Origin of the sequence: Rhodococcus chondri, assembly GCF_036327435.1 — a bacterium.
Taxonomy (GTDB): domain Bacteria; phylum Actinomycetota; class Actinomycetes; order Mycobacteriales; family Mycobacteriaceae; genus Rhodococcus; species Rhodococcus chondri.
The window spans coordinates 1-21,137 of sequence record NZ_JAUZMZ010000059.1; the positions used below are offsets into that span (position 1 = coordinate 1).

General features: G+C 67.1%; 17 protein-coding genes and 1 rRNA gene. 11 read left to right on the forward strand and 7 right to left on the reverse strand.

Annotated elements, in window-relative coordinates:
* From rrf to ehuA, 5 genes are all read left to right on the forward strand, one after another.
* Positions 1-115, forward strand: a 5S ribosomal RNA gene (gene rrf / locus Q8814_RS12195); the annotation flags it as partial.
* Positions 116-337: 222 nt separating this feature from the next.
* Positions 338-1,234 (forward strand): ectoine/hydroxyectoine ABC transporter substrate-binding protein EhuB, encoded by an 897-nt coding sequence (gene ehuB, locus Q8814_RS12200; RefSeq protein ID WP_330152286.1) that lies wholly within the window; start codon positions 338-340, stop codon positions 1,232-1,234.
* Positions 1,235-1,250: 16 nt separating this feature from the next.
* Positions 1,251-1,985, forward strand: coding sequence for an ectoine/hydroxyectoine ABC transporter permease subunit EhuC (gene ehuC / locus Q8814_RS12205; RefSeq protein WP_330152287.1), 735 nt, complete (start codon positions 1,251-1,253; stop codon positions 1,983-1,985).
* Entirely contained in the window at positions 1,982-2,626 is a 645-nt protein-coding gene (gene ehuD / locus Q8814_RS12210) for an ectoine/hydroxyectoine ABC transporter permease subunit EhuD (RefSeq protein WP_330152288.1), read from the forward strand. Before ehuC ends, ehuD begins: the two co-directional genes overlap by 4 nt.
* A gap of 49 nt (positions 2,627-2,675) precedes the next feature.
* A complete protein-coding gene (gene ehuA, locus Q8814_RS12215; protein WP_330152289.1) occupies positions 2,676-3,440 on the forward strand; it encodes an ectoine/hydroxyectoine ABC transporter ATP-binding protein EhuA in 765 nt (254 codons plus the stop codon).
* A gap of 12 nt (positions 3,441-3,452) precedes the next feature.
* Here ehuA and Q8814_RS12220 read toward each other — a convergent pair whose 3' ends face one another.
* Entirely contained in the window at positions 3,453-4,997 is a 1,545-nt protein-coding gene (locus Q8814_RS12220) for an adenylate/guanylate cyclase domain-containing protein (protein WP_330152290.1), read from the reverse strand.
* Between the two features lie 42 nt (positions 4,998-5,039).
* Between Q8814_RS12220 and nucS the strand changes: the two genes are divergently transcribed.
* On the forward strand, positions 5,040-5,714 hold the full coding sequence (nucS, locus tag Q8814_RS12225; protein WP_330152291.1) for an endonuclease NucS: 675 nt from the start codon (positions 5,040-5,042) through the stop codon (positions 5,712-5,714).
* Between the two features lie 3 nt (positions 5,715-5,717).
* Positions 5,718-6,041, forward strand: a complete 324-nt coding sequence (locus Q8814_RS12230; protein ID WP_408015892.1) for an ATP/GTP-binding protein — start codon at positions 5,718-5,720, stop codon at positions 6,039-6,041.
* 27 nt (positions 6,042-6,068) lie between these two features.
* On the opposite strand, the gene Q8814_RS12235 is transcribed toward Q8814_RS12230, so the two are convergent.
* Together Q8814_RS12235 and mce are read right to left on the reverse strand one after the other, a co-directional pair.
* Positions 6,069-7,178 (reverse strand): coiled-coil domain-containing protein, encoded by a 1,110-nt coding sequence (locus Q8814_RS12235; protein WP_330152293.1) that lies wholly within the window; start codon positions 7,176-7,178, stop codon positions 6,069-6,071.
* A gap of 72 nt (positions 7,179-7,250) precedes the next feature.
* Positions 7,251-7,736 carry a methylmalonyl-CoA epimerase gene (gene mce, locus Q8814_RS12240; RefSeq protein ID WP_330152294.1) on the reverse strand — a complete coding sequence of 162 codons (486 nt, stop codon included), beginning with the start codon at positions 7,734-7,736 and terminating at the stop codon, positions 7,251-7,253.
* Positions 7,737-7,835: 99 nt separating this feature from the next.
* Here mce and Q8814_RS12245 point away from each other — a divergent pair, with 99 nt between their 5' ends.
* From Q8814_RS12245 to Q8814_RS12255, 3 genes are all read left to right on the forward strand, one after another.
* Positions 7,836-9,026 carry an acetyl-CoA C-acetyltransferase gene (locus Q8814_RS12245; RefSeq protein WP_330152295.1) on the forward strand — a complete coding sequence of 397 codons (1,191 nt, stop codon included), beginning with the start codon at positions 7,836-7,838 and terminating at the stop codon, positions 9,024-9,026.
* A 117-nt stretch (positions 9,027-9,143) separates the two neighbouring features.
* The gene (locus Q8814_RS12250; protein ID WP_330152296.1) at positions 9,144-9,503 is read left to right on the forward strand and encodes a DUF3817 domain-containing protein; all 360 of its coding nucleotides are present in this window, start codon (positions 9,144-9,146) and stop codon (positions 9,501-9,503) included.
* 93 nt (positions 9,504-9,596) lie between these two features.
* On the forward strand, positions 9,597-10,484 hold the full coding sequence (locus Q8814_RS12255; RefSeq protein WP_330152297.1) for a tetratricopeptide repeat protein: 888 nt from the start codon (positions 9,597-9,599) through the stop codon (positions 10,482-10,484).
* Positions 10,485-10,524: 40 nt separating this feature from the next.
* On the opposite strand, the gene Q8814_RS12260 is transcribed toward Q8814_RS12255, so the two are convergent.
* Genes Q8814_RS12260 through Q8814_RS12270 form a run of 3 tightly spaced genes read right to left on the reverse strand, consistent with a single transcriptional unit; the run spans position 10,525 to position 16,251 of the window.
* The gene (locus tag Q8814_RS12260; RefSeq protein ID WP_330152298.1) at positions 10,525-11,967 is read right to left on the reverse strand and encodes a neutral zinc metallopeptidase; all 1,443 of its coding nucleotides are present in this window, start codon (positions 11,965-11,967) and stop codon (positions 10,525-10,527) included.
* 40 nt (positions 11,968-12,007) lie between these two features.
* Complete coding sequence (glgB, locus tag Q8814_RS12265) at positions 12,008-14,236, reverse strand: 1,4-alpha-glucan branching protein GlgB (RefSeq protein WP_408015893.1); 2,229 nt, start codon at positions 14,234-14,236, stop codon at positions 12,008-12,010.
* Complete coding sequence (locus Q8814_RS12270; RefSeq protein ID WP_330152299.1) at positions 14,233-16,251, reverse strand: alpha-1,4-glucan--maltose-1-phosphate maltosyltransferase; 2,019 nt, start codon at positions 16,249-16,251, stop codon at positions 14,233-14,235. The genes glgB and Q8814_RS12270 overlap by 4 nt, the downstream gene beginning before the upstream one ends.
* A 233-nt stretch (positions 16,252-16,484) precedes the next feature.
* Between Q8814_RS12270 and glgP the strand changes: the two genes are divergently transcribed.
* Positions 16,485-19,061 (forward strand): alpha-glucan family phosphorylase, encoded by a 2,577-nt coding sequence (gene glgP / locus Q8814_RS12275; protein ID WP_330152300.1) that lies wholly within the window; start codon positions 16,485-16,487, stop codon positions 19,059-19,061.
* Positions 19,062-19,090: 29 nt separating this feature from the next.
* Here the strand turns inward: glgP and Q8814_RS12280 are convergent, their stop codons facing one another.
* Positions 19,091-21,121, reverse strand: a complete 2,031-nt coding sequence (locus Q8814_RS12280) for an ATP-dependent DNA helicase (protein WP_330152301.1) — start codon at positions 21,119-21,121, stop codon at positions 19,091-19,093.
* Between the last annotated feature and the right edge of the window lie 16 nt (positions 21,122-21,137).

Here is a 21,137-nt window from a genome sequence, read left to right on the forward strand (position 1 = left end):
CGGCGGTCACAGCGACAGGGAAACGCCCGGTCCCATTCCGAACCCGGAAGCTAAGCCTGTCTGCGCCGATGGTACTGCACTCGACAGGGTGTGGGAGAGTAGGACACCGCCGAACACCCGTTACCGAAGACCCCCCGACTCCGTCGGGGGGTCTTCGGCATTTCCAGGACTATTCGTCGCTCGCTCCATCGGGTCACGAGATGGTAACAAGGCGATTCTCCCTCCCGTTTTGACCCTTTCCGTGGGTAACGTCCGCTTGTGCGGATCCGTTTGGGTCGTGCTGCAGCGCGGTGCGCATCCTCCCGGGTCGTTCTTCGGACGACGAGAGGCATGGACGATGAGGGCTGGTCTATTCAGGAGTACCGCCGGCAAAGTGGCGGCCGGCATTGCGGGAATCGGTCTGGTGGGGGCCTCTCTTGCCGGCTGTACCAGTGTCGATACCGAAGGCGGTTCCGGCTCCACGCTCGAACAGCTCAGAGAGCGTGGCAGCGTTACCGTCGGCTTTGCCGGCGAGGCGCCGTACAGCTTCATGAAAGACGGTGAGCTCACCGGCGCCACGGTTGCGCTGCATCGCGAGATCTTCAAGAATCTCGGCATCGACGAGGTCCAGGGTGTCGCCACCGATTTCGGCGCGCTGATCCCCGGCCTTCAGGCCGGGCGTTTCGATGTTGTCAGCGCCGGCATGTCGATCCTGCCGCAGCGCTGCGAACAGGCATTGTTCAGTGAGCCCGAGTTCAACTACACGACAGCGCTGATGGTGCCCCAAGGAAACCCGCGGGGACTGACCGACATGCAGTCGGTCGCCGAAAGCGGTGTGCGCATGACGGTCATGACCGGTGCCATCGAGGCGGACTACGCCGCCGACCTCGGCATCGACGCGACCCAGGTCGCCTCACCCCAGGACGGCATGGATGCCGTCGTCAACGGCCGCGCCGACGTGTTCGCTCTGACCGGCATCTCGCTGAACTGGATGAAGCGGAACAACGAGGGTGCGCCCGTCGAGGTCACCGAGTCGTTCGTCGCAGAAATCAACGGGGTTCCTCAGGTCGGTGCCGGCGGTACGGTCTTCCGGAAGGAGGACACCGCGCTTCGTGATGCCTACAACGAAGAGCTGGCGAAGATCACCTCCGACGTGGACAAGTACCTCTCGATCGTCGGCGATTTCGGCTTCACCGAGGCAGAACTGCCCGATCCGGAGCTGACAACGCAGATGCTCTGTGAGGGCGTGGGCTGAGAGCGGGGTTCGGACAATGGATTTCGGAGAGAAGATCGAGGCAGTCGTCGAAGGGCTGCCTCGAATTCTCGCCGGCATCACGATAACTCTCGAACTCACCATCGCCAGTGCGATTTTTGCATTCCTTCTGGCTGTCGCACTGGGTTTGGCAGCGGGCGCGAAGAACCTCATCCTGCGGGGCAGTGCCAGAGTGTTCATCGAGTTCTTCCGGGGTACTTCGCTTCTGGTTCAGCTTTTCTGGTTCTTCTATGTGATGCCGTTGTTCGGTTACCGTTTGGAGCCGATCGTGTGCGGCATCCTGGCATTGTCGTTGAACTACGGCGCGTACGGCGCGGAAGTGGTGCGCGGCGCGATCGCGTCGGTACCGCGACCACAGTGGGAGGCGGCGACTGCCCTGAACTTCGGATACTGGCAGCGCCTGCGCCGCGTCATCTTCCCGCAGGCGTGGGCGGAGATGATCCCTCCGCTGACAAACCTCCTCATCCAGTTGTTGAAGGGAACGGCGCTCGCCAGTTATATCCTCTTGCAGGATCTGACATTCGAGATCGATCAGCTGCGACGCACCACCGGCGACACGCTGTTCGCGTTCGGTGTCGGACTCGTCATGTACTTCGTCATCGGGTATCTGCTGACGTTGTTGATGAATGCGCTCGAGGTGCGGGCGAAGAGCAGACTGGGCACCGGCCCGAGCCTGCGTGAGATCTTCGGTCTCGCGCCGGTGATCGATACGCCGTCGGGGGTGAAACAGTGACGGTCGAGTGGAGTTGGCAACGTGCCGGGGAAGCTCTTCCGGTACTGCTCGACGGGTTCAAGATCACGCTTCTCGCTACCGTGCTCGGCTTCCTGCTTGCGGCGGTGCTGGGGTTGGTGATCGCCATTGTTCGGCGATCGTTGCCGAGCCTGCTGGCGAAGCTGCTCGGGGCGGTCGTCGAATTCATCCGCCTGACGCCGCTCGTGGTGCAGCTACTGTTCGTGTACTACCTGCTTCCGCAGTTCACGGCACTGCAGATCGGCATCGCTGTTCTGGGCGTTCATTATTCGACCTATATGGCGGAGGTGTACAGAGCGGGTATCGACGCGGTCCCCGTCGGGCAGTGGGAGGCCGCGACGGCGTTGTCCTTGTCGCCTGCCCGCACGTGGCGAGCGGTGATCCTGCCGCAGGCCGTTCGCCGTGTAGTGCCCGCCCTGGGCAACTACGCGGTATCCATGTTCAAGGACACACCCTTCCTCTTTACCATCACCGTGGTCGAGATGGTTACTGCCGCACAGCAGTTCGGAGCGAGGAATTTTCAGTACCTCGAGCCTCTCACGCTCGCCGGCCTGATCTTCCTGGTTGCGAGTTACCCGACCTCGCTGCTCGTCCGCCGATTGGAGCGTCGCCTTGCCTATTGACACAACGAAGGAAAACGACGACGGGCGCGGTTCCTCCCCGGATGTTCCGATGATCCGATTCGAGTCCGTGGTCAAGCAATTCGGTGACAACGTCGTACTCGACCATCTCGACTTCGAGATGGCGGCGGGCGACCGCGTCACCCTGATCGGTCCCAGCGGGTCGGGCAAGACCACGATCCTGCGTCTGCTCATGACATTGGAGCGGGTGAACGAGGGAGTCATCTGGGTCAAGGGCTCACCTCTGAGTCACGAACGCAAGGGGGAGCGACTGGTTCCCGCGTCGGAAAAGCATCTGCGGAAGGTACGCCGCAGTATCGGAATGGTGTTCCAGCACTTCAACCTGTTCCCGAACATGAACGTGATGGAGAACTTGACCGAAGCCCCGGTCCACGTGCTCGGGCGCTCGAAGACCGCCGCGCAGGAACGCGCGCGGGAGTTGCTCGCGATGGTCGGTCTGTCCGACAAGGAGACGGCGCACCCGACCCAGCTTTCGGGAGGTCAGCAGCAGCGGGTGGCGATCGCCCGGGCGCTTGCGATGGACCCGGACATCCTGCTGCTCGACGAGGTGACCTCGGCACTCGATCCCGAACTAGTCGCCGACGTTCTCGACGTGCTGCGTCGGATCGCGGACACGACCGACATCCCGATGCTGATCGTCACGCACGAGATGAACTTCGCCCGGGACGTGTCCAACCGTGTGCTCATGTTCGACAGGGGCAGAATCGTCGAAGAGGGAACTCCGCAGCAGATCTTCACGGACCCGAAGGAAGAGCGGACTCGGAAGTTCCTCGACGCCGTCATCGCCGGGGAATGAAGTGGGGGAGGCTTATCCGGCGCGGGGTACCGCGAGACGGGTAGCTTCCGTGCGCCCGCGCAGCACCACTTCGTCGTCGTCCGACCAGCGGGCGCGTTCGTCCGGTGATGCGGCCTGCACGGCGCAGGACGACGCGACGACGTGCCCGGGCATTGTCTTCGCGAGTTCCGACAGTCTCGCGGCTTCGTTGACCGGATCCCCGATCACGGTGTATTCGAAGCGTTCTTCGGCGCCGATGTTGCCGGCCACCGCGCGCCCGGCGGTGACGCCGATCCCGGCGCGGCAGTCCGGAACTTCGGTGCGCAGTCTGTGGGCCATCGTGCGGGCAGCGCACAGGGCGCTTCCCGGCGCGTCGTCGACGGCCAGTGGGGCACCGAAGATTGCGAGCGCCGCATCGCCTTCGAACTTGTTGACGAAACCGCCGGCTGCATGGACTTCGGCGACGACCACAGCGAAGAAGCGATTGAGCAGGTTTACCACCTCCGCCGGTGGGCGGCTCTCGGCGATCCCCGTCGAGCCGATGATGTCGATGAAGAGCACCGCGACGTCGCGTTCTTCGCCGCCGAGTTCCTCGGTGTTCGCGAGTGCAGCGGCGGCGACTTCTCGCCCGACGTGACGGCCGAATACGTCGCGCATCCGCTCTCGCTCCCGAAGTCCTTCGGCCATGCGGTTGAATCCGGCCTGTAGTTCGCCGAGTTCGGTGCCGTCGTACACGACTACCGCGGTATCGAGCTTGCCCTCCTCGATGCGCATCATCCCGAAGCGCACCGATTCGATGGGCGCGATGGACGAGCGCACCGCGATGAACATCAGCAACGCACCGCTTGCGAGCGCGATACCGCCGAGCACGAGGATCGTCACGGCGAGCCGGGTCGGGGTGACCGGCCGAATGAAGCTGAACACGGCCACCAGCAGCAGCCCCACCACCGGAACGGCACTGCCCAGCGACCATGCCAGCATGACCCGGCCCGCGGTGCCGGCGAGTCGGTGCCGCTTCGGAGCGCCGGCCTCGAGCGCTCGGGCGGCAACAGGACGCAGTGCGAATTCGCTGAACTGGTACACGAACCCGCACACGGTCACGCCGGCAAGGGCGATCGTGAGCGACACCTTCGGGATGGTCTCAGGCTCGATCAGCCCGAAGCACGTCGTGAACAGGACGAGGGCTCCGAGCCAGAGAGCGCCCTGCTGCAACGTTGTACGCAGGGGCATGCGCAGCGCGACACGTTGCTCGGCCGCCGTCGGAGTGCGGTCCTCGAGCGCCCATCGCAGGCGCTTCAGTCCGTGCCTGGTGCCGACGACCGCCCCGAAGACGACAGCCGACAACACATAGACCGGTGCGATGACCGCCGTGACGATGAGGTAGTCGGCCGACAGGACCGAAGGCCCGGGAATGACGACGTTGATGAGTACCGCGGCGATGAGTGCGCCCACCAGATGAGTACCGACCAGCGACAGGGTGAGGAGAACCTGGATGCGAACCCGCAGACGACGTATCGGCTCCGCGGGTCCTCCCAGGAGTGCGGAGCCGAGCGGTGCGGCGCGGCGGGGTGGTGGCATGGTCGTTCGAGACTAGACGAGCCGATCCTCTAGGGTGGCACTGTGCGTCTTGTGATTGCCCGCTGCAGAGTCGACTACATCGGACGCCTGACGGCGCATCTGCCGACGGCCCGCCGGTTACTACTCGTCAAAGCGGACGGCTCGGTGAGTGTGCACGCCGACGATCGCGCCTACAAACCGCTCAACTGGATGAGTCCGCCGTGTTGGCTGGCCGAAGAAGAGGCCGAGGACGCGGCGTCGCTGTGGGTGGTCACCAACAAGGCGGGCGAGCAGCTGCGCATCACGATCGAAGACATCGAGCACGACTCGAATCACGAGCTCGGTGTCGACCCCGGCCTCATCAAGGACGGTGTCGAAGCCCATCTGCAGGAGTTGCTCGCCGAACACGTCGAAACCCTGGGCTCCGGGTACACACTCGTCCGCCGCGAGTACCCGACGGCGATCGGCCCGGTCGACCTGCTGTGCCGGGACGCCGACGGCGCGACCGTGGCGGTGGAGATCAAACGGCGGGGCGAGATCGACGGCGTCGAGCAGCTCACCCGGTACCTGGAGTTGCTCAACCGCGATCCGCTGCTTGCTCCGGTCGCCGGTGTGTTCGCGGCCCAGCAGATCAAACCGCAGGCAAGGACGCTCGCGACCGATCGCGGTATCCGCTGCCTCGTGCTCGACTACGAGGCGCTGCGCGGCACCGAAAGTACCGAGTTCCGGTTGTTCTGATCCGTGCCGCGCCGCAATCGATCACAGCCGCCGCGCCGCCGTGGCCGCGCCGATCCCGATCGGGTGCCGTTCGTGCCTGCGACAACACGCACCGAGTCCGGTCCGGCCGGTTTCGGCGACGAGCGTTTCACGGTGCGGACAGTGCCCGGATCCCGGGCAACCAAGCCGTACCGGTGTCCGGGCTGCGATCACGAGATCGCCCCGGGGACTTCGCACGTCGTCGCGTGGCCGACGGATGCGATCGGCGGTGCCGAGGACCGGCGGCATTGGCACAACGGATGCTGGAAGGCACGCGGAACCCGCGCGCCCACCCGTCGCTGGTCGTGACGGGACTACGTGGTCGGAGAGTCCGCGTCAGTTGCGGATCTTGCTGGTGACGGCGGGGGAGCGACCCCGACTGCCCGCGGACGGCGCGGTGCCGCGCGGCGGCATGGACGAGTCCGATGGGCCCCGGCCGGACTTCGGGTCGGTGGCAGGGGACTCCCGGCGCGGATCGGACTTCTCGGCGGCAGTTGCCGGATTCCTCGGAGTCCCGGAGATTTCGGTGGTCTCGTCGCTGCCGGCCGCGGGCTTCGCATCGGTCCGCTGGTCGGTTGCCGAGAGGTCGCGCTCGAAAAGCTCATCTTCCTGATCGAACTCCGCGAGCAGGGTGGGCACGTCGTCGAGTTGCTCGCGCACCGCGTCGAGCTGACCGAGGATGCGTCCGCGGAGCACGCGCAGTTCGTCGGTGAGTTCGCGCGCGTCCGTCACCTTGCGTTCGGACTGTTCGGTGGCGGTCGACAGCCGCCGCTCGGCTTCCTGGGTCGCGCGTTCGAGCCGTCGATCCGCCTCGGTCTTGCTTGCGCGTTCGAGCTCGTCGAGTGAGCCGAGCAGTTTCGAGCGACGCTCGGACATGGTGATTTCGAAATCCTGCTGGACCTGCTCGCGCTTGGCTTCGGCCTGCGCGGCGAAACGCTCGGCCTCGGCGCGTGCAGCCGCCACGATCCGGTCGGCCTCGGCGCGTGCCGCGGTCATCGTCCGCGCGTGCTGTTCTTCGAACGCGATCCGTCGAGCCTCGAGTTCGGCGGTCTTCTGCTCGTAATCGCCCCGCAGGCGGATGCCCTCCTGCTCGGCCAGCGAAATCATCTCGGCCGCATCGGCCTCGGCGCGGGCACGAAGCTCCGACGCCTCGTCGGATGCGAGCCGCAGCATCCGGGAGATCCGGTCGCTCATGCCTTCGGCGGTCGTCGGCGGCACCGAAAGCCGGTCGACGTCCTTGCGGAGCTCGTCGATTTCGTTGCGGGCGTTCTCGAGTTGGCGCGCGAGGTCGCGGGCCTGGGCTGCTGCCGCGTCCCGGTCGGTGGCGGTCACGCGCAGCTCGGCTTCGAACCGGGCGAAGTAGTTGGTCACCTCGTCGCGGTCGAAGCCCTTCCGCACGATGGAGAACGGCAGGTGACTGGGGGCGCGATCACGATCGAAGACCATGGAGACAATCTACCCGTTGATATTCGGCCGAGCTGCGCGCCTGCCCTCCGGTGTGATAACCGGCGCGTGGGGTCAGTGCTCGCCGTGAGCAGCGGGTTCGACGAGTTCGACGAGCACGCCGCCCGCGTCCTTCGGATGCAGGAAATTGATCCGCGAGTCGGCGGTACCGCGACGGGGCGCGTCGTAGAGCAATCGCACACCGCGCTGCCGCAATTCGGCCGAGATCGCGTCGAGGTCGCTGACCCGGTACGCGAGCTGCTGCAGTCCCGGACCGCTGCGGTCGAGGAACTTCGCGATCGTCGAGCTCTCGTTCAGCGGGGCGAGCAACTGAATCTGGGTCGCGCCGTCGGGACTGCCGGGGACCGAAAGCATGGCCTCGCGGACACCCTGCTCCTCGTTGACCTCTTCGTGGGTGGCAACCAGGCCGAGATTGTCGGCGTACCAGCGCAGAGCAACGTCGAGGTCGGGCACCGCAATGCCGACGTGATCGATCGCGGTGACGAGGCCGGATGACAGGGCGGCCGCAGCCGGGGAACTAGTGGGGGACGTCTCAGTCATATGTAAGACGGTAGCGTTAACGTTGAACAAGCTCATATCGGGATCCAGGGTTTTATCCGATAAGAGCGTCAGCAGTTGTCGATATTCGGAGGAATCCCCGTGAGCAGTTCTGTCATCATCGCCGGAGCCCGTACCCCGATGGGGCGTCTGCAGGGCTCGCTCAAGGACCTCTCCGGGTCCGATCTGGGCGGCATCGCCATCAAGGGGGCCCTCGACAAGTCCGGTGTCGCACCCGAGCAGGTCGAATACGTCATCATGGGCCAGGTGCTCACCGCCGGTGCCGGTCAGATCCCGGCCCGGCAGGCCGCCGCCGCGGCGGGCCTCCCCATGGACGTGCCGGCCCTGACCGTCAACAAGGTGTGTCTGTCCGGCATCAACGCGATTGCCATGGCCGACCAGCTGATCCGTGCCGGAGAGTTCGACGTCGTCGTCGCCGGTGGCCAGGAATCGATGAGCCAGGCGCCGCACCTGCTCGAGAAGAGCCGCGCCGGTTTCAAGTACGGCGATGTGACGCTGCGCGACCACATGGCCTTCGACGGGTTGCACGACATCTTCACCGACCAGGCGATGGGCAACCTGACCGAATCGGCGAACGCCGACGACCGGTTCGTCTCGCGCGAGGAGCAGGACGCGTTCGCTGCGGCCTCGCACCAGAACGCCGCGCGTGCCTGGAAGGACGGGGTGTTCGAAGACGAGGTCGTGCCGGTCTCCATCCCGCAGCGCAAGGGTGATCCGATCGTGTTCGCGAACGACGAGGGAATCCGTCCCGAGACCACGGCCGAGTCCCTCGGCGCGCTGCGCCCGGCGTTCTCGAAGGACGGCACCGTCACCGCGGGGTCGGCGTCGCAGATCTCCGATGGTGCCGCCGCGGTCGTCGTGATGAGCAAGGCCAAGGCCGAAGAGCTGGGGCTGAACTGGATCGCCGAGATCGGCGCGCACGGTGTGGTCGCCGGACCGGACTCGACCCTGCAGTCGCAGCCGGCGCGGGCCATCGCCAAGGCCTGCGCGCGCGAAGGGATCGACCCGAAGGAACTGGATCTGATCGAGATCAACGAGGCGTTCGCGGCGGTCGGCATCGCCTCGACGCGGGAACTGGGTATCGATCCGGCGAAGGTCAATGTCAACGGTGGCGCCATCGCGCTCGGCCATCCGCTGGGCATGTCCGGTGCCCGCATCGCGCTGCACCTCGCGCTCGAGCTGAAGCGCCGCGGTGGCGGTGTCGGTGCGGCGGCACTGTGCGGCGGCGGCGGCCAGGGCGACGCGCTGATCGTGCGCGTTCCGAAGAGCTGACGCCGCGCCCGGACGGGCACGCACAGACCACAATCACGGCCTCGGCGCTCTGCGCCGGGGCCGTGATGTCGCTCACCCGCACTACGGGTCGTCGTAGTACTTGGGCACAATGGCCCTATGACGAACATCTTCGACCTGTCCACCCCCGCGAAGAGGTTCCGCCTCGTCGCGATCTGGGAGGCCGTGACCTGGCTCGCCCTGTTGATCGCCATGTTCTTCAAATGGGTCCTCGGCTACGAGGAAGCGATCGCGATCCCCGGCATGGTGCACGGTGTCGCCGGATTCCTTGTGTTCGTCGCCATGTGTTTCATCACTGCCTGGTCCCTGAAGTGGGACTTCAAGACCCTCTTCCTGGCTCTCGTATCCAGCGTCCCGCCGTTCGGCACCATCGTCTTCGAGCGCTGGGCCGCCCGCACCGGGCGTCTCGGTGAGCTTTCCGCTCCGGACAGCACCGAAAAAGTCGCAGCCACCGCCTGACCACCCGGCGGCCCACCAGCCGGGCATGACAAACTGGAGAACGTGACTCGACCCGGTTCCCGTCCAGCACCTCCTGCCGCTGTCGCTGCGGCAATGTCCGGCGCGGTGGATCTCGCACCGCTCAAGCAGCGTGCCTCCGCGCCACCGCCCCCACCGGCCGGTGACGCGGCGCCCGGCGCGCTCGCACCCGTCGTGGATGTCACCGAGACAACCTTCGAAACCGAGGTGCTGCAGCGCTCCACCCAGGTACCCGTGATCGTCGATCTGTGGGCCACCTGGTGCGAGCCCTGCAAGCAGCTCTCCCCGCTGCTCGAGAAGCTCGCCGTCGAAGCCGCGGGCAGATGGGTGCTCGCCAAGGTCGACGTCGACGCCAATCCGCGCATCGCGCAGGCTTTCGGTGTGCAGTCCGTGCCCACCGTCGTCGCGGTCGCCGCAGGACAACCACTCGCCGACTTCCAGGGCGTCCAGCCCGAGCCGGCGCTGCGGCAGTGGCTCGATGCGATCCAGCAGGCCGTCGAAGGCAAGCTGTCCGGCCCGCCCACCGGCGAGACGCAACAGCAGGAGCCGGCCGTCGATCCGCGCTTCGCGGCCGCCGAGCAGGCGCTGGACGAAGGCGACTTCGCCGCGGCGGAGGCCGCATATCAGCAGGTGCTCGACTCCGAGCCCGCGAACGCCGACGCCCTGAGCGCACTGCGGCAGGTCAGGTTTCTCGCCCGCGCGCAGAACATCCCGGACGACGCCGTCGTCCGCGCGGACGCCACACCGGCGGATCTCGAGGCGCAGCTCGTGGCAGCCGACGCCGAACTGTTCCGGCAGGATCCCGAAGCCGCGTTCGCACGGCTCATCGCGTTCGTTGCGCGCAGCGCCGGCGACGAACGCACCGCGGCGCGGACCCGACTGCTCGAACTGTTCGAGTTGTTCGATCCGGCCGAACCGATTGTGGTCACCGCCCGCCGCAAGCTGGCGCTCGCACTGTACTGAGAGCCCGAGTTCGACGTCGGAACCTGTACCGGGCCGCTGCCTAGCGGTAGCGGCCGGTGCAGGCGGCCTCGCCGCCCAGTACACCGGTGCGGAAGGCGTCGACGCGCGCGAAACCGCTCGGCACCGTGTTGCCGTTGACATCGCTTGCCGCCAGGCCGTCGCTGAGCAGTCCCGATACCGCTTCATCGAGGTCTCCCGGCGACAGCCACACCATTTCGGCGTCCGGCTCGAGGCCCGACGACAAGGGACCGGCCGGGCTCAGCGCGGCACTGACCACCCCGGACAGGCACGCCGCACGCAGGGCCGTCTGGGCGTCGGTCAGGGACTGGCCGGCAGCCTGCTGCACGGCGAGTGCATACCGGGACGCGACGAGGACATACGCGTTGTAGTCCCCGCGCACATCGGCGCTGAACTCTCCCGGACGCGAACGGTCCGGTGTGCCGCGCTCGGCCAGCGCCTCGACATCCACACCGACGGTGTTGGTGGCGGGACAGTACGACACCGGAGCGGTGGCGTTCGCGTCGGAACAGTTCAGTTCGGCGCCGGAGAGGTCGAGCTGCGGTGGTGACGGAAGCTCGAAGACCCGATGGAACGATTCGAAGATCATCTCGACGGCCTCGGCGGTCACCGGAAGTTCCCCGTCGTCGCTGCTGTCGAAATACTGCGGCAGGTCGGCGCGGCGCGATTCGATCTCGGTGGCGTCGATGCGAGTGCACGACGCAGCACCGTCGGTGAAGCCGATCTGCATAGCCGTGACACGCTCGAACGCCGAACCGTGAATGGAATCGGGATCGTTGGGATCGCTGTCGCGGAAGAGCACCATCGACGCCAGGACGTTGTTGAGCCCGTCCGAGGTATTCAGCTCGAAATGCGGGGCATCGCCTTCGGCGACGTGTCGCATGAAGGCCCCCGCGAAGCAGTCCGCCTGCTGTTCGAACACGATGCCCGGATCGTCGTCGGCGACCAGACCCGCCGTGTACTGGATGGCGTGCCCGTATTCGTGAGCGAGGACGGTGACCGCGGCCATCGGCCCGAAGGTCTCGATCAGCTGCGGCATCAGGAATGCGCGGTCCCAGCCGATGACGTCGCCGCGGGTGCAGTAGGCGGCATTGACGAAATCGAACGTCGTCTCGCCGCAGAATCGCGGGCCGCGCCGTTCCGACGGATCCCACGACATGATGGTGTCGACCGGATCGAAGCTGCCCTTCGCAATGACACCGAACTCTCGTCCCCAGTACGCCTCGATGTCGGCGATCGCATTTCCGGCGAGCGCGTCCACGGCCCCCCCGTCGGTGTTTTCGACGACGATATCGGCGTCGAGCGCCCCGATGCGTGGTCCGCTCGGACCCGAGGTGACAGGCAGTCCGGCCACGGTGAAGGGATTGTCGTAGATCGAGACGGCATTTCCCTCGATCCGGGAGGCACAGCCGGCAAGCAGCGCCACGGCCAGGGCCGGTACGGCGAGTCGCACGTACCGGTTCATCCGTATCACGCTGTCTGCTCCTGTCGTCGTCGGGCGGCACTCACCGCCGCAGCGACAGCCAGATAGCACTGTGTGCAGGCAGCGTCACCCGAGCCGACGCGGGACGCCCGTGCCACGAGTGCGCCGTCGCCGTCACGGCGCCGAGATTGCCGATCCCGCTGCCGTGATACGCCGTCGCGTCCGTGTTGAGGACTTCCTCCCATCTGCCCGGTTCGGGTAATCCGACACGATAGTCGGCGTGCGTGCTGCCGGAAAAGTTGTGCAGGCATGCAATGACCGACCCGTCGCTGCCGTAGCGGAGGAAACTCAGCACGTTGTTGACGGAGTCGTTCGCGTCGATCCACGAGTATCCGCCGGGCGTGGTGTCGAGCGTGTACAGCGCGGGATGCGCGCGGTAGGTGCGGTTGAGATCGGTGACCAGCGTCCGGACACCGGCGTGCAGCGCGCCGGTGTTCGCCTCCTCCAGTTGCCACCAGTCCAGGCCGCGTTCCTCGGACCATTCGGCGACCTGACCGAACTCCTGCCCCATGAACAGCAGTTGCTTGCCGGGGTGTGCCCACATGTAGGCCAGCAGCGCACGCAGCCCGGCCGCCTTCGCGTAGTCGTCGCCGGGCATCCGAGTCCACAGGGTACCCTTGCCGTGCACCACTTCGTCGTGGCTGATGGGAAGCACGAAATTCTCACTCCACGCATACACCAGCGAGAACGTGATCTCGTGATGGTGGAACGTGCGGTGGACGGGATCGCGCGACACGTAGCCGAGGGTGTCGTGCATCCAGCCCATGTTCCATTTCATCGAGAAGCCGAGCCCGCCGACGTTCGTCGGTCGCGTGACACCCGGCCACGACGTGGACTCTTCGGCGATCGTCACGACACCAGGATGGTGCTTGTGCACGGTCGCGTTGAGTTCCTGCAGGAAGGCCACGGCCTCGAGGTTCTCGCGACCGCCGTACACGTTGGGGGTCCAGCCACCCTCGGGCCGGGAATAGTCCAGGTACAGCATCGAGGCCACCGCGTCGACCCGCAGGCCGTCGATGTGGAACTCCTCGATCCAGTACAGCGCGTTCGCCACCAGGAAGTTGCGAACCTCCGCACGGCCGAAGTCGAAGACCAGGGTGCCCCAGTCGAGCTGTTCGCCACGGTTGGGGTCGGCGTGCTCGTATTGGGGGCTGCCGTCGAACCGTGCGAGCGCCCACTCGTCCTTGGGGAAGTGAGCAGGCACCCAGTCGACGATCACACCGATTCCGGCGGCGTGGAGGCGGTCGACGAACTCGCGGAACTCGTCGGGTGTGCCGAACCGCGCGGTGGGTGCGTAGTACGAAGTCACCTGATATCCCCACGAGCCACCGAACGGATGCTCGGCGACCGGCAACAGTTCGACGTGGGTGAACCCGGTTTCGAGGATGTAGTCGGTGAGCTGATCGGCCAGTTCGAGGTAGTTCAGGCCGGGTCGCCACGACCCGAGATGGACCTCGTACACGCTCATCGGTTCCTGCCACGGCTGCGATTTCTCGCGTGCGGCGAGCCAGGCGTCGTCGTGCCAGACATGGTTGCTGTCGGTGACCTTCGACGCGGTCGCCGGCGGCACCTCGGTCGCGAACGCCACGGGATCGGCCTTGTCGCGTACCGAACCGTCGCGCCCGTGCACCCGGTACTTGTACAGCGCCCCGGGTTCGACGCCGGGGACGAACACCTCCCACACACCGCTCGATCCCAGCACCCGCATGGGCGCGGTGCGGCCACCCCAACCGTCGAAGTCGCCGGTGACGGTGACACCGCGGGCACCCGGCGCCCACACCGCGAACGAGGTTCCCGTCACCGGACCGTCGGGAGTGTCGTAGAACCGGGGGTGCGCTCCGAGCACCTCCCACAACCGTTCGTGCCGGCCCTCGGTGAGCAGGTGACGGTCGAGTTCGCCGAGGGTGGGCAGGAATCGGTAGCCGTCCGCGACGACGATCGTGTGGTCGAACGGGTAGGTCACCACGAGCCGGTAGTCGGCCAGGTCGTGCTGCGGGACGAGGGCGCTGAACACGTCGTGACCGATCGGTTCGAGCGGATAGTCGGTCCCGCCGATGCGTGCGGCCACCGTCTCGGCCCCGGGCCGCAGGGTGCGGATCACGGTGCCCTCCGGGTGGGCATGTGCGCCGAGCAGCGAATGCGGATCGTGGTGCTCACCGGCGGCCAACCGGACCAGGTCGTCGGCGCGGGGAGAATGCCGCCGCAGTGGCAGTTCGGCAGGGCCCTGCGACGACGGTGGGGGCACGGTCAAGGCTGTCTCCTGTACGCGAGGGTGGTGCGGGCCGGGATCCCTATGGGAGGCAGGACCAGGATGTGTGCGACCGCACGCCACGGTTCCAGCCGCACGTAATTGGCCTGTCCCCAGTTGTACTGTTCCCCGCTGACCTCGTCGTAAACGGGGAAATGTTCGTGCCAGTCGCGCCCGACGGCGGGCATGTCCAGCCAGACCGTGCCCTGTTCGGCGCCGTACGGATTGAGGTTGACCACGGTCAGCACCGTGTTGCCGGTGGTGGGGTCGAATTTCGAGTATGCGATCAGCGCGTCGTTGTCGATGTGGTGGAAGGTGATGTTGCGCAGTTGCTGCAGCGCCGGATGCGCCCGGCGGATCCGGTTCAGGGTGGTGATCCACGGTTCGAGCGATTCGCCCCGCCTGCGCGCATCGTCGAACCTACGCGGACGCAACTGGTACTTCTCGGAATCGAGGTATTCTTCACTGCCGGGACGCACCGGAAGATGTTCGAACAGTTCGTATCCGGAGTACACTCCCCAGCTCGGCCCGAGAGTCGCGGCGAGAGCGGCGCGCAACGCGAACATTCCCGGACCGCCGTGCTGCAGCGTTTCGTGCAGGATGTCGGGCGTGTTCACGAACAGATTCGGACGCGCCTCGTCCGCCTTCGCCGCGAGCTCGAGTCCGAATTCGGTCAGTTCCCATTTCGCCACCCGCCACGTGAAATACGTGTAGGACTGCGTGAATCCGCGTCGTGCAAGCCCGTACATGCGCGCAGGTCGCGTGAATGCTTCCGAGAGGAACAGCACCTCCGGATCGGTTTGCTTGACTTCCGCGATCAGCCACTCCCAGAAGTCCGGTGGCTTCGTGTGGGGGTTGTCGACCCGGAAGATCTTGACGCCCAGTGCAATCCAATGTCTCACGACACGTAGCACCTCGGCGTAGATGCCGTCGCGGTCGTTGTCGAAGTTGACCGGGTAGATGTCCTGGTACTTCTTGGGTGGATTTTCCGCGTAGGCGATGGTGCCGTCCGGCAGCACTGTGAACCATTCGGGATGTGCGCGGGCCCACGGGTGGTCGGGAGCGCACTGCAAGGCGAGGTCGAGAGCGACCTCCATGCCGAGTTCCTCGGCGCGGTCGACGAACCGGCGGAAATCCGCTTCGTCGCCGAGCTGCGGGTGAATGGCGTCGTGGCCGCCCTCGTCCGAGCCGATCGCCCACGGCGACCCCACATCGTCGGGACCGGCGACGAGAGTGTTGTTCGGACCCTTGCGATTGATCTTCCCGATCGGATGGATCGGCGGCAGGTACACCACGTCGAAGCCCATCGTCGCGATACGCGGAAGATCCGCTGCCGCCGTGTCGAAGGTGCCGTGACGCGGCGTGCCGTCCTCGTGCCAGCCGCCCGTCGAACGGGGGAAGAACTCGTACCATGCGCCGAACAGGGCGCGACGCCGATCCACGTGCGTCGTCGAAGCGCGCCCGCGCGTGACGAGTTCGCGCAGCGGATCGGCCCGCAGGATCTCGGTGACGTCGGCGGAGAACGCGGGTGCGACGCGTTCGTTCAGCGGTCGCTCTGCGCGCAGCGACGCGGCGGCGGCAAGCAGTGGCGGGCGGTTTCCCCGCGGAACTGCTTTGGCGGCCCGCTCGAACAGTCGCGCGCCGATCTCGAGGTCGTTGGCCAGATCCTCGGGGCCCTGCCCCGCATCGAGTTTTGCGCTGACGCCGTGGCGCCACGTGGTCACCGGATCGCTCCACGCTTCCACCCGGTAGGTCCACGTGCCCGGGCTCGTGGGAGTGAAGGAGGCATGGAAGGTGTCGGGTTCGGTCCCGGGCACCATGGGGATCCGGACGAGCTTGCCGGCGGTTTCCGTGTCGGTTGCGGGGCCGCGCACCGCCAACGTGGCAGCCACCGCGTCGTGACCTTCCCGCCACACGACGGCCGAAACCGGTACGACTTCACCCACAACTGCCTTGGTCGGGTACCGCCCTCCCGCGATCGCGGGTTGAACATCGTCGATTGCGAGACGACCTGTCACGCGTGCTCCGTTCTGTGCGGGGCCGGGGTAGAGCCCGAACGACTCGAACTGGACCGGGGTCGTACCCAACCGTAATCGAGGTGGCGCCCGGTGGCTGCCGATGCGCGGCCACCCGCGGGAAATGTCTCATTGGGTGGCGCTGCCGGGCTCCGCTCCCGACACGCGGTCCCGGCTCTCGTGGGATGCACCACCACGACTGCCGGAAACCCCGGGACATGGGTAGTCTTCGCGAAGTGAAAGCCTTGCGTCGGTTCACCGTACGAACCCATCTTCCCGAGCGGTTGGCGGCGTTGGGTCCGCTCATCGCCAACCTGCGCTGGTCCTGGGATCCGCCGACGCAGGACCTGTTCGCCTCCGTCGACCCGGAACTGTGGGAGCGCTTCGGTCAGGATCCCGTGCGACTACTCGGCGAGGTGCGGCCCGCCCGCCTCGACGCGCTCGCCGAAGACGGTGAATTCCTGGCCCGTCTCGACGCCGTTGCCGCCGATCTCGACTACTACCTGTCGCGGCCGCGCTGGTACCAGCAGCAGGAGGAACGCGGCGCGGCCCTGCCCACGGGTATCGCCTACTTCTCCATGGAGTTCGGCGTGAGCGAGGTGCTTCCCAACTACTCGGGTGGGCTCGGCATCCTCGCCGGCGACCATCTCAAGGCGGCATCGGATCTCGGTCTGCCCCTCATCGGTGTCGGCCTGCTCTACCGCTCCGGATACTTCCGGCAGTCGCTGAGCGCCGACGGCTGGCAAACCGAGCACTACCCGTCCTACGACCCGCAGGGCCTGCCGCTGAAGTTGCTCACCGAATCGGACGGCACCGCCGCGATCATCGGCGTCGAGGTGCCCGGCGGACGCACCCTCGACGCACGCGTCTGGATCGCGCAGGTCGGCCGCGTTCCGCTTCTGCTGCTCGACTCCGACATCGTCAGCAACGACGAGGAACTCCGCGGCGTCACCGACCGCCTCTACGGCGGCGACCAGGATCACCGCATCAAACAGGAGATCCTCGCCGGAATCGGGGGCGTTCGCGCGGTCCGCGCCTACACCCGCATCCACGGCATTCCGGATCCGGAAGTGTTCCACATGAACGAGGGGCACGCCGGGTTCCTCGGTGCCGAACGCATCCGGGAACTCGTCACCACCACCGGGCTCGACTTCGACGAGGCCCTCACCGCCGTCCGCGCGGGCACCGTGTTCACCACCCACACCCCGGTGCCCGCTGGAATCGACCGGTTTCCGATCGAACTCGTGCGCCACTACTTCTCCGGGCCGAACGGAGAGAACGACTCTGCGCTGCTGCCCGGTCTCACCGTCGACCGCATCCTCGCGCTCGGCCGCGAAACCGATCCGACGGTGTTCAACATGGCCCACCTCGGTCTGCGTCTCGGACAGCGCTGCAACGGTGTGTCCCAGCTGCACGGCAAGGTCAGCCGCGGCATGTTCGAAGGATTGTGGCCAGGATTCGACACCGCCGAGGTGCCGATCGGTTCGGTGACCAACGGTGTCCACGCCCCCACCTGGGCGGCGCGGGAATGGATCGCGTTCGCCAACCGGCTCGCCGGCCCGGACCGTGTCGAAGAGGCCCGCGGCTGGGAACTGCTGCAGACCGTCGACGGCAGCGACCTCTGGGACACCCGCAATACCCTCCGCGCTCAGCTGGTGGCCGAGGTGCGGCGACGGCTGCGCAGGTCGTGGCTCGAACGCGGCGCCACCGAAGCGGAACTCGGCTGGGTGGACACCGTCTTCGACCCCGATGTGCTCACCGTCGGATTCGCACGCCGCGTGCCCACGTACAAGCGGCTCACCCTGATGCTGCGCGACCCCCACCGCCTGCGCAGGCTGCTGCTCGACCACGACCGGCCGGTCCAGCTCGTCGTCGCGGGCAAGAGTCACCCCGCCGACGACGGCGGCAAGGCGCTGATCCAGCAGGTGGTGCGGTTCGCGGACGAACACGACGTGCGGCACCGCATCGTGTTCCTGCCCGACTACGACATGTCCATGGCGCGGTACCTGTACTGGGGTTGCGATGTGTGGCTGAACAATCCGCTGCGTCCGCTCGAAGCGTGCGGCACATCCGGCATGAAATCCGCGCTCAACGGTGGACTCAACCTCTCCATCCGTGACGGCTGGTGGGACGAGATGTTCGACGGCGAGAACGGATGGGCCATCCCGACCGCCGACGGAGTCGACGACACCCGCCGCGACGATCTCGAAGCTGCCGCGCTGTACGAACTGCTCGAGCGATCGGTGCTGCCGCGCTTCTACGACCGTGATTCGGCGGGAGTGCCCATCCGGTGGATCGAGATGGTGCGCCACACCCTCGAGAAGCTGGGTCCGCAGGTGCTCGCCTCCCGCATGGTCCGCGACTACGCGGTCGACTACTACACGCCCGCAGCACAGGCGGCACGGACAGTGGCGGACGACGATTACGCCGGGGCAAAGGCCCTCGCCGAGTACCGCCACCGCGTCGAGGCGGCGTGGCCCGCAGTGCGGGTCGCGCAGGTCGACAGCGACGGACTGCCGGAGTTCCCCGAGATCGGCGCGCAGCTGACATTGACCGCGCACGTCCACCTCGGTGACCTCGCGCCGTCCGACGTGCAGGTCCAGGCACTCATCGGCCGCGTCGGACAGGACGAGATCCTGTCCGCCACCGTCGCGGTACCGATGCAACACACCGGGGCCGACGCACTCGGCGAGGTGTTCACCGGGGATATCGCGTTGCCACTCGCCGGCGCCGTCGGCTACACCGTGCGGGTGCTGCCGCAGCACGACCTGATGGCCTCGCCCGCCGAGTTCGGGATAGTGGCGTTGCCGTAGCCGCAGTACCTGCTGCGGGACGGTGCTCGTCAGCCGCAGAGACGGGTGAGTGCCTTCCGCACCACCTCGGGATCGCTCGTCTCCCAGAACGGGGGGAGCGAGGCACGCAGATATCCGCCGTACCGGGCGGTGGCCAGCCGGGAATCGAGCACGGCCACCGCCCCCCGGTCGTCGGTGCTGCGCAGCAACCGGCCGACGCCCTGCGCGAGCAGCAGCGCCGCGTGATTACCGGCGACCGAGAGGAAGCCGTTGCCGCCCCGGGACTCGACGGCCCGCTGGCGGGCGACCAGCAGCGGATCGTCCGGGCGCGGGAACGGGATGCGGTCGATGATCACCAGCGACAGGGACGGTCCCGGCACGTCCACGCCCTGCCACAGCGACAGCGTCCCGAACAGCGAGGTCGCCTCGTCAGCCGCGAACTTGTCGACCAGGGCGCCGGTCGCGTCGTCGCCCTGACACAGGATCGGGGTGTCGAGTCGCTCGCGGAGCGTCTCCGCGGCCGCTTTCGCGGCACGCATCGACGAGAACAACCCGAGAGTGCGGCCACCCGCGGCCGTCACCAACTCGGCGATCTCGTCGAGATGCGACGGCGGCATGCCGTCGCGGCCGGGTGGCGGCAGGTGCTTCGCGATGTAGAAGATGCCGGCCTTCGGGTGATCGAACGGCGATCCGACATCGACCGCGTTCCATTTGAGGTCGCCGGTGTCCGCGGGTGGCTCGGCGCCGGACGCCGAGGTGGTGTCGCTGCGTGACGGAGCCTGCGGGGGAAGACCCCAGTTCACCGCCAGACCGTCGAACGATCCGCCGACGGTGAGGGTCGCGGAGGTGAGCACGACCGTCGACTCTCCGAACAGGCGCGTGCGGAGCAGACCACCGACCGACAGCGGCGCCATCCGCACTGTGCGCCGCACATTGCCGCGGAAATCGTCGACGGCCAGCCACACCACGTCCTTGCGCTGGGCGGGATCCGGTTCCTCGAACGCGGTCAGCACCCGGACCGCGCAGTCGTGCACGTCGTCGATCTCGGCGAGCGCCTGGCTGCGCGCGGCCGCGGCCTCGGGATCTGTACCGGGCTTCGCGGGTCCGACCGCGGTGTGCACGGCCCACGCGGCGTCGCGGACCGCGGCGAGTGCGGCACCGGCGCCGTCGGGCAGGGCGTCCCAGCGGCCGGCCGGCAACTCGTCGAGCAGGGCATCCCAGTTCTCCCCGGCCCCTTCGAGCCGGTCGACGTCCTCGTCCTCGGCCAGTTTGACGCAGCGGCGCGCGGCCGCGGAGATCGTGGAGCCGGACAATTCTGCGGTGGCGACACCGGTGACGCGGTCGACGAGTTCGTGCGCTTCGTCGATGATCACGACGTCGTGCTCGGGCAGGATCGAGATGCCGGTGATGGCGTCGATGGCGAGCAGTGCGTGGTTGGTGACCACGATGTCGACCTGGGAGGCCTCGGCCCGGGCGATCTCGGCGAAGCAGTCCTCGCCCACGGGGCAGCGCGCCTTGCCGAGACATTCGCGTGCGGTGACACTGAGCTGCCGCCACGCCTGGTCGGATACGCCGGGGGAGAGGTCGTCGCGATCGCCGGTGTCGGTGCTCGACGACCATTCGGTGACGCGCCGCACCTCGCGGCCGATGCGCGAGAGCGTGAATGCGTCGAACAGCTGCGTCTCGGCGGACGGCTCTTCCGCGAGTCCCGTATGAATTTTGTTCAGGCACAAGTAATTTCCGCGACCCTTGAGGATCGCGAAACGTGGACGGCGGCCGAGGGCATCGGACAGCGCCTCGGCGAGCCGGGGAAGGTCGCGGTCGACGAGCTGGCGTTGCAGCGCGATCGTCGCCGTGGACACCACCACGGTGCGGCCGGTCTGCACCGCGGACCGGGTGCGCGGCACGAGATACGCCAGAGACTTGCCGGTGCCGGTGCCGGCCTGCACCGCGAGGTGCTCGCCGGTGTCGATGCTGTGGGCCACCGCGGACGCCATGGTCAGCTGATTGCGCCGCTCCTTGCCGCCCAGTGCGTGGACCGCGGTCTGCAGCAGCTCGGGGACATTGGGGAGTTCGGGCACCGAGCAAGGGTAGCGG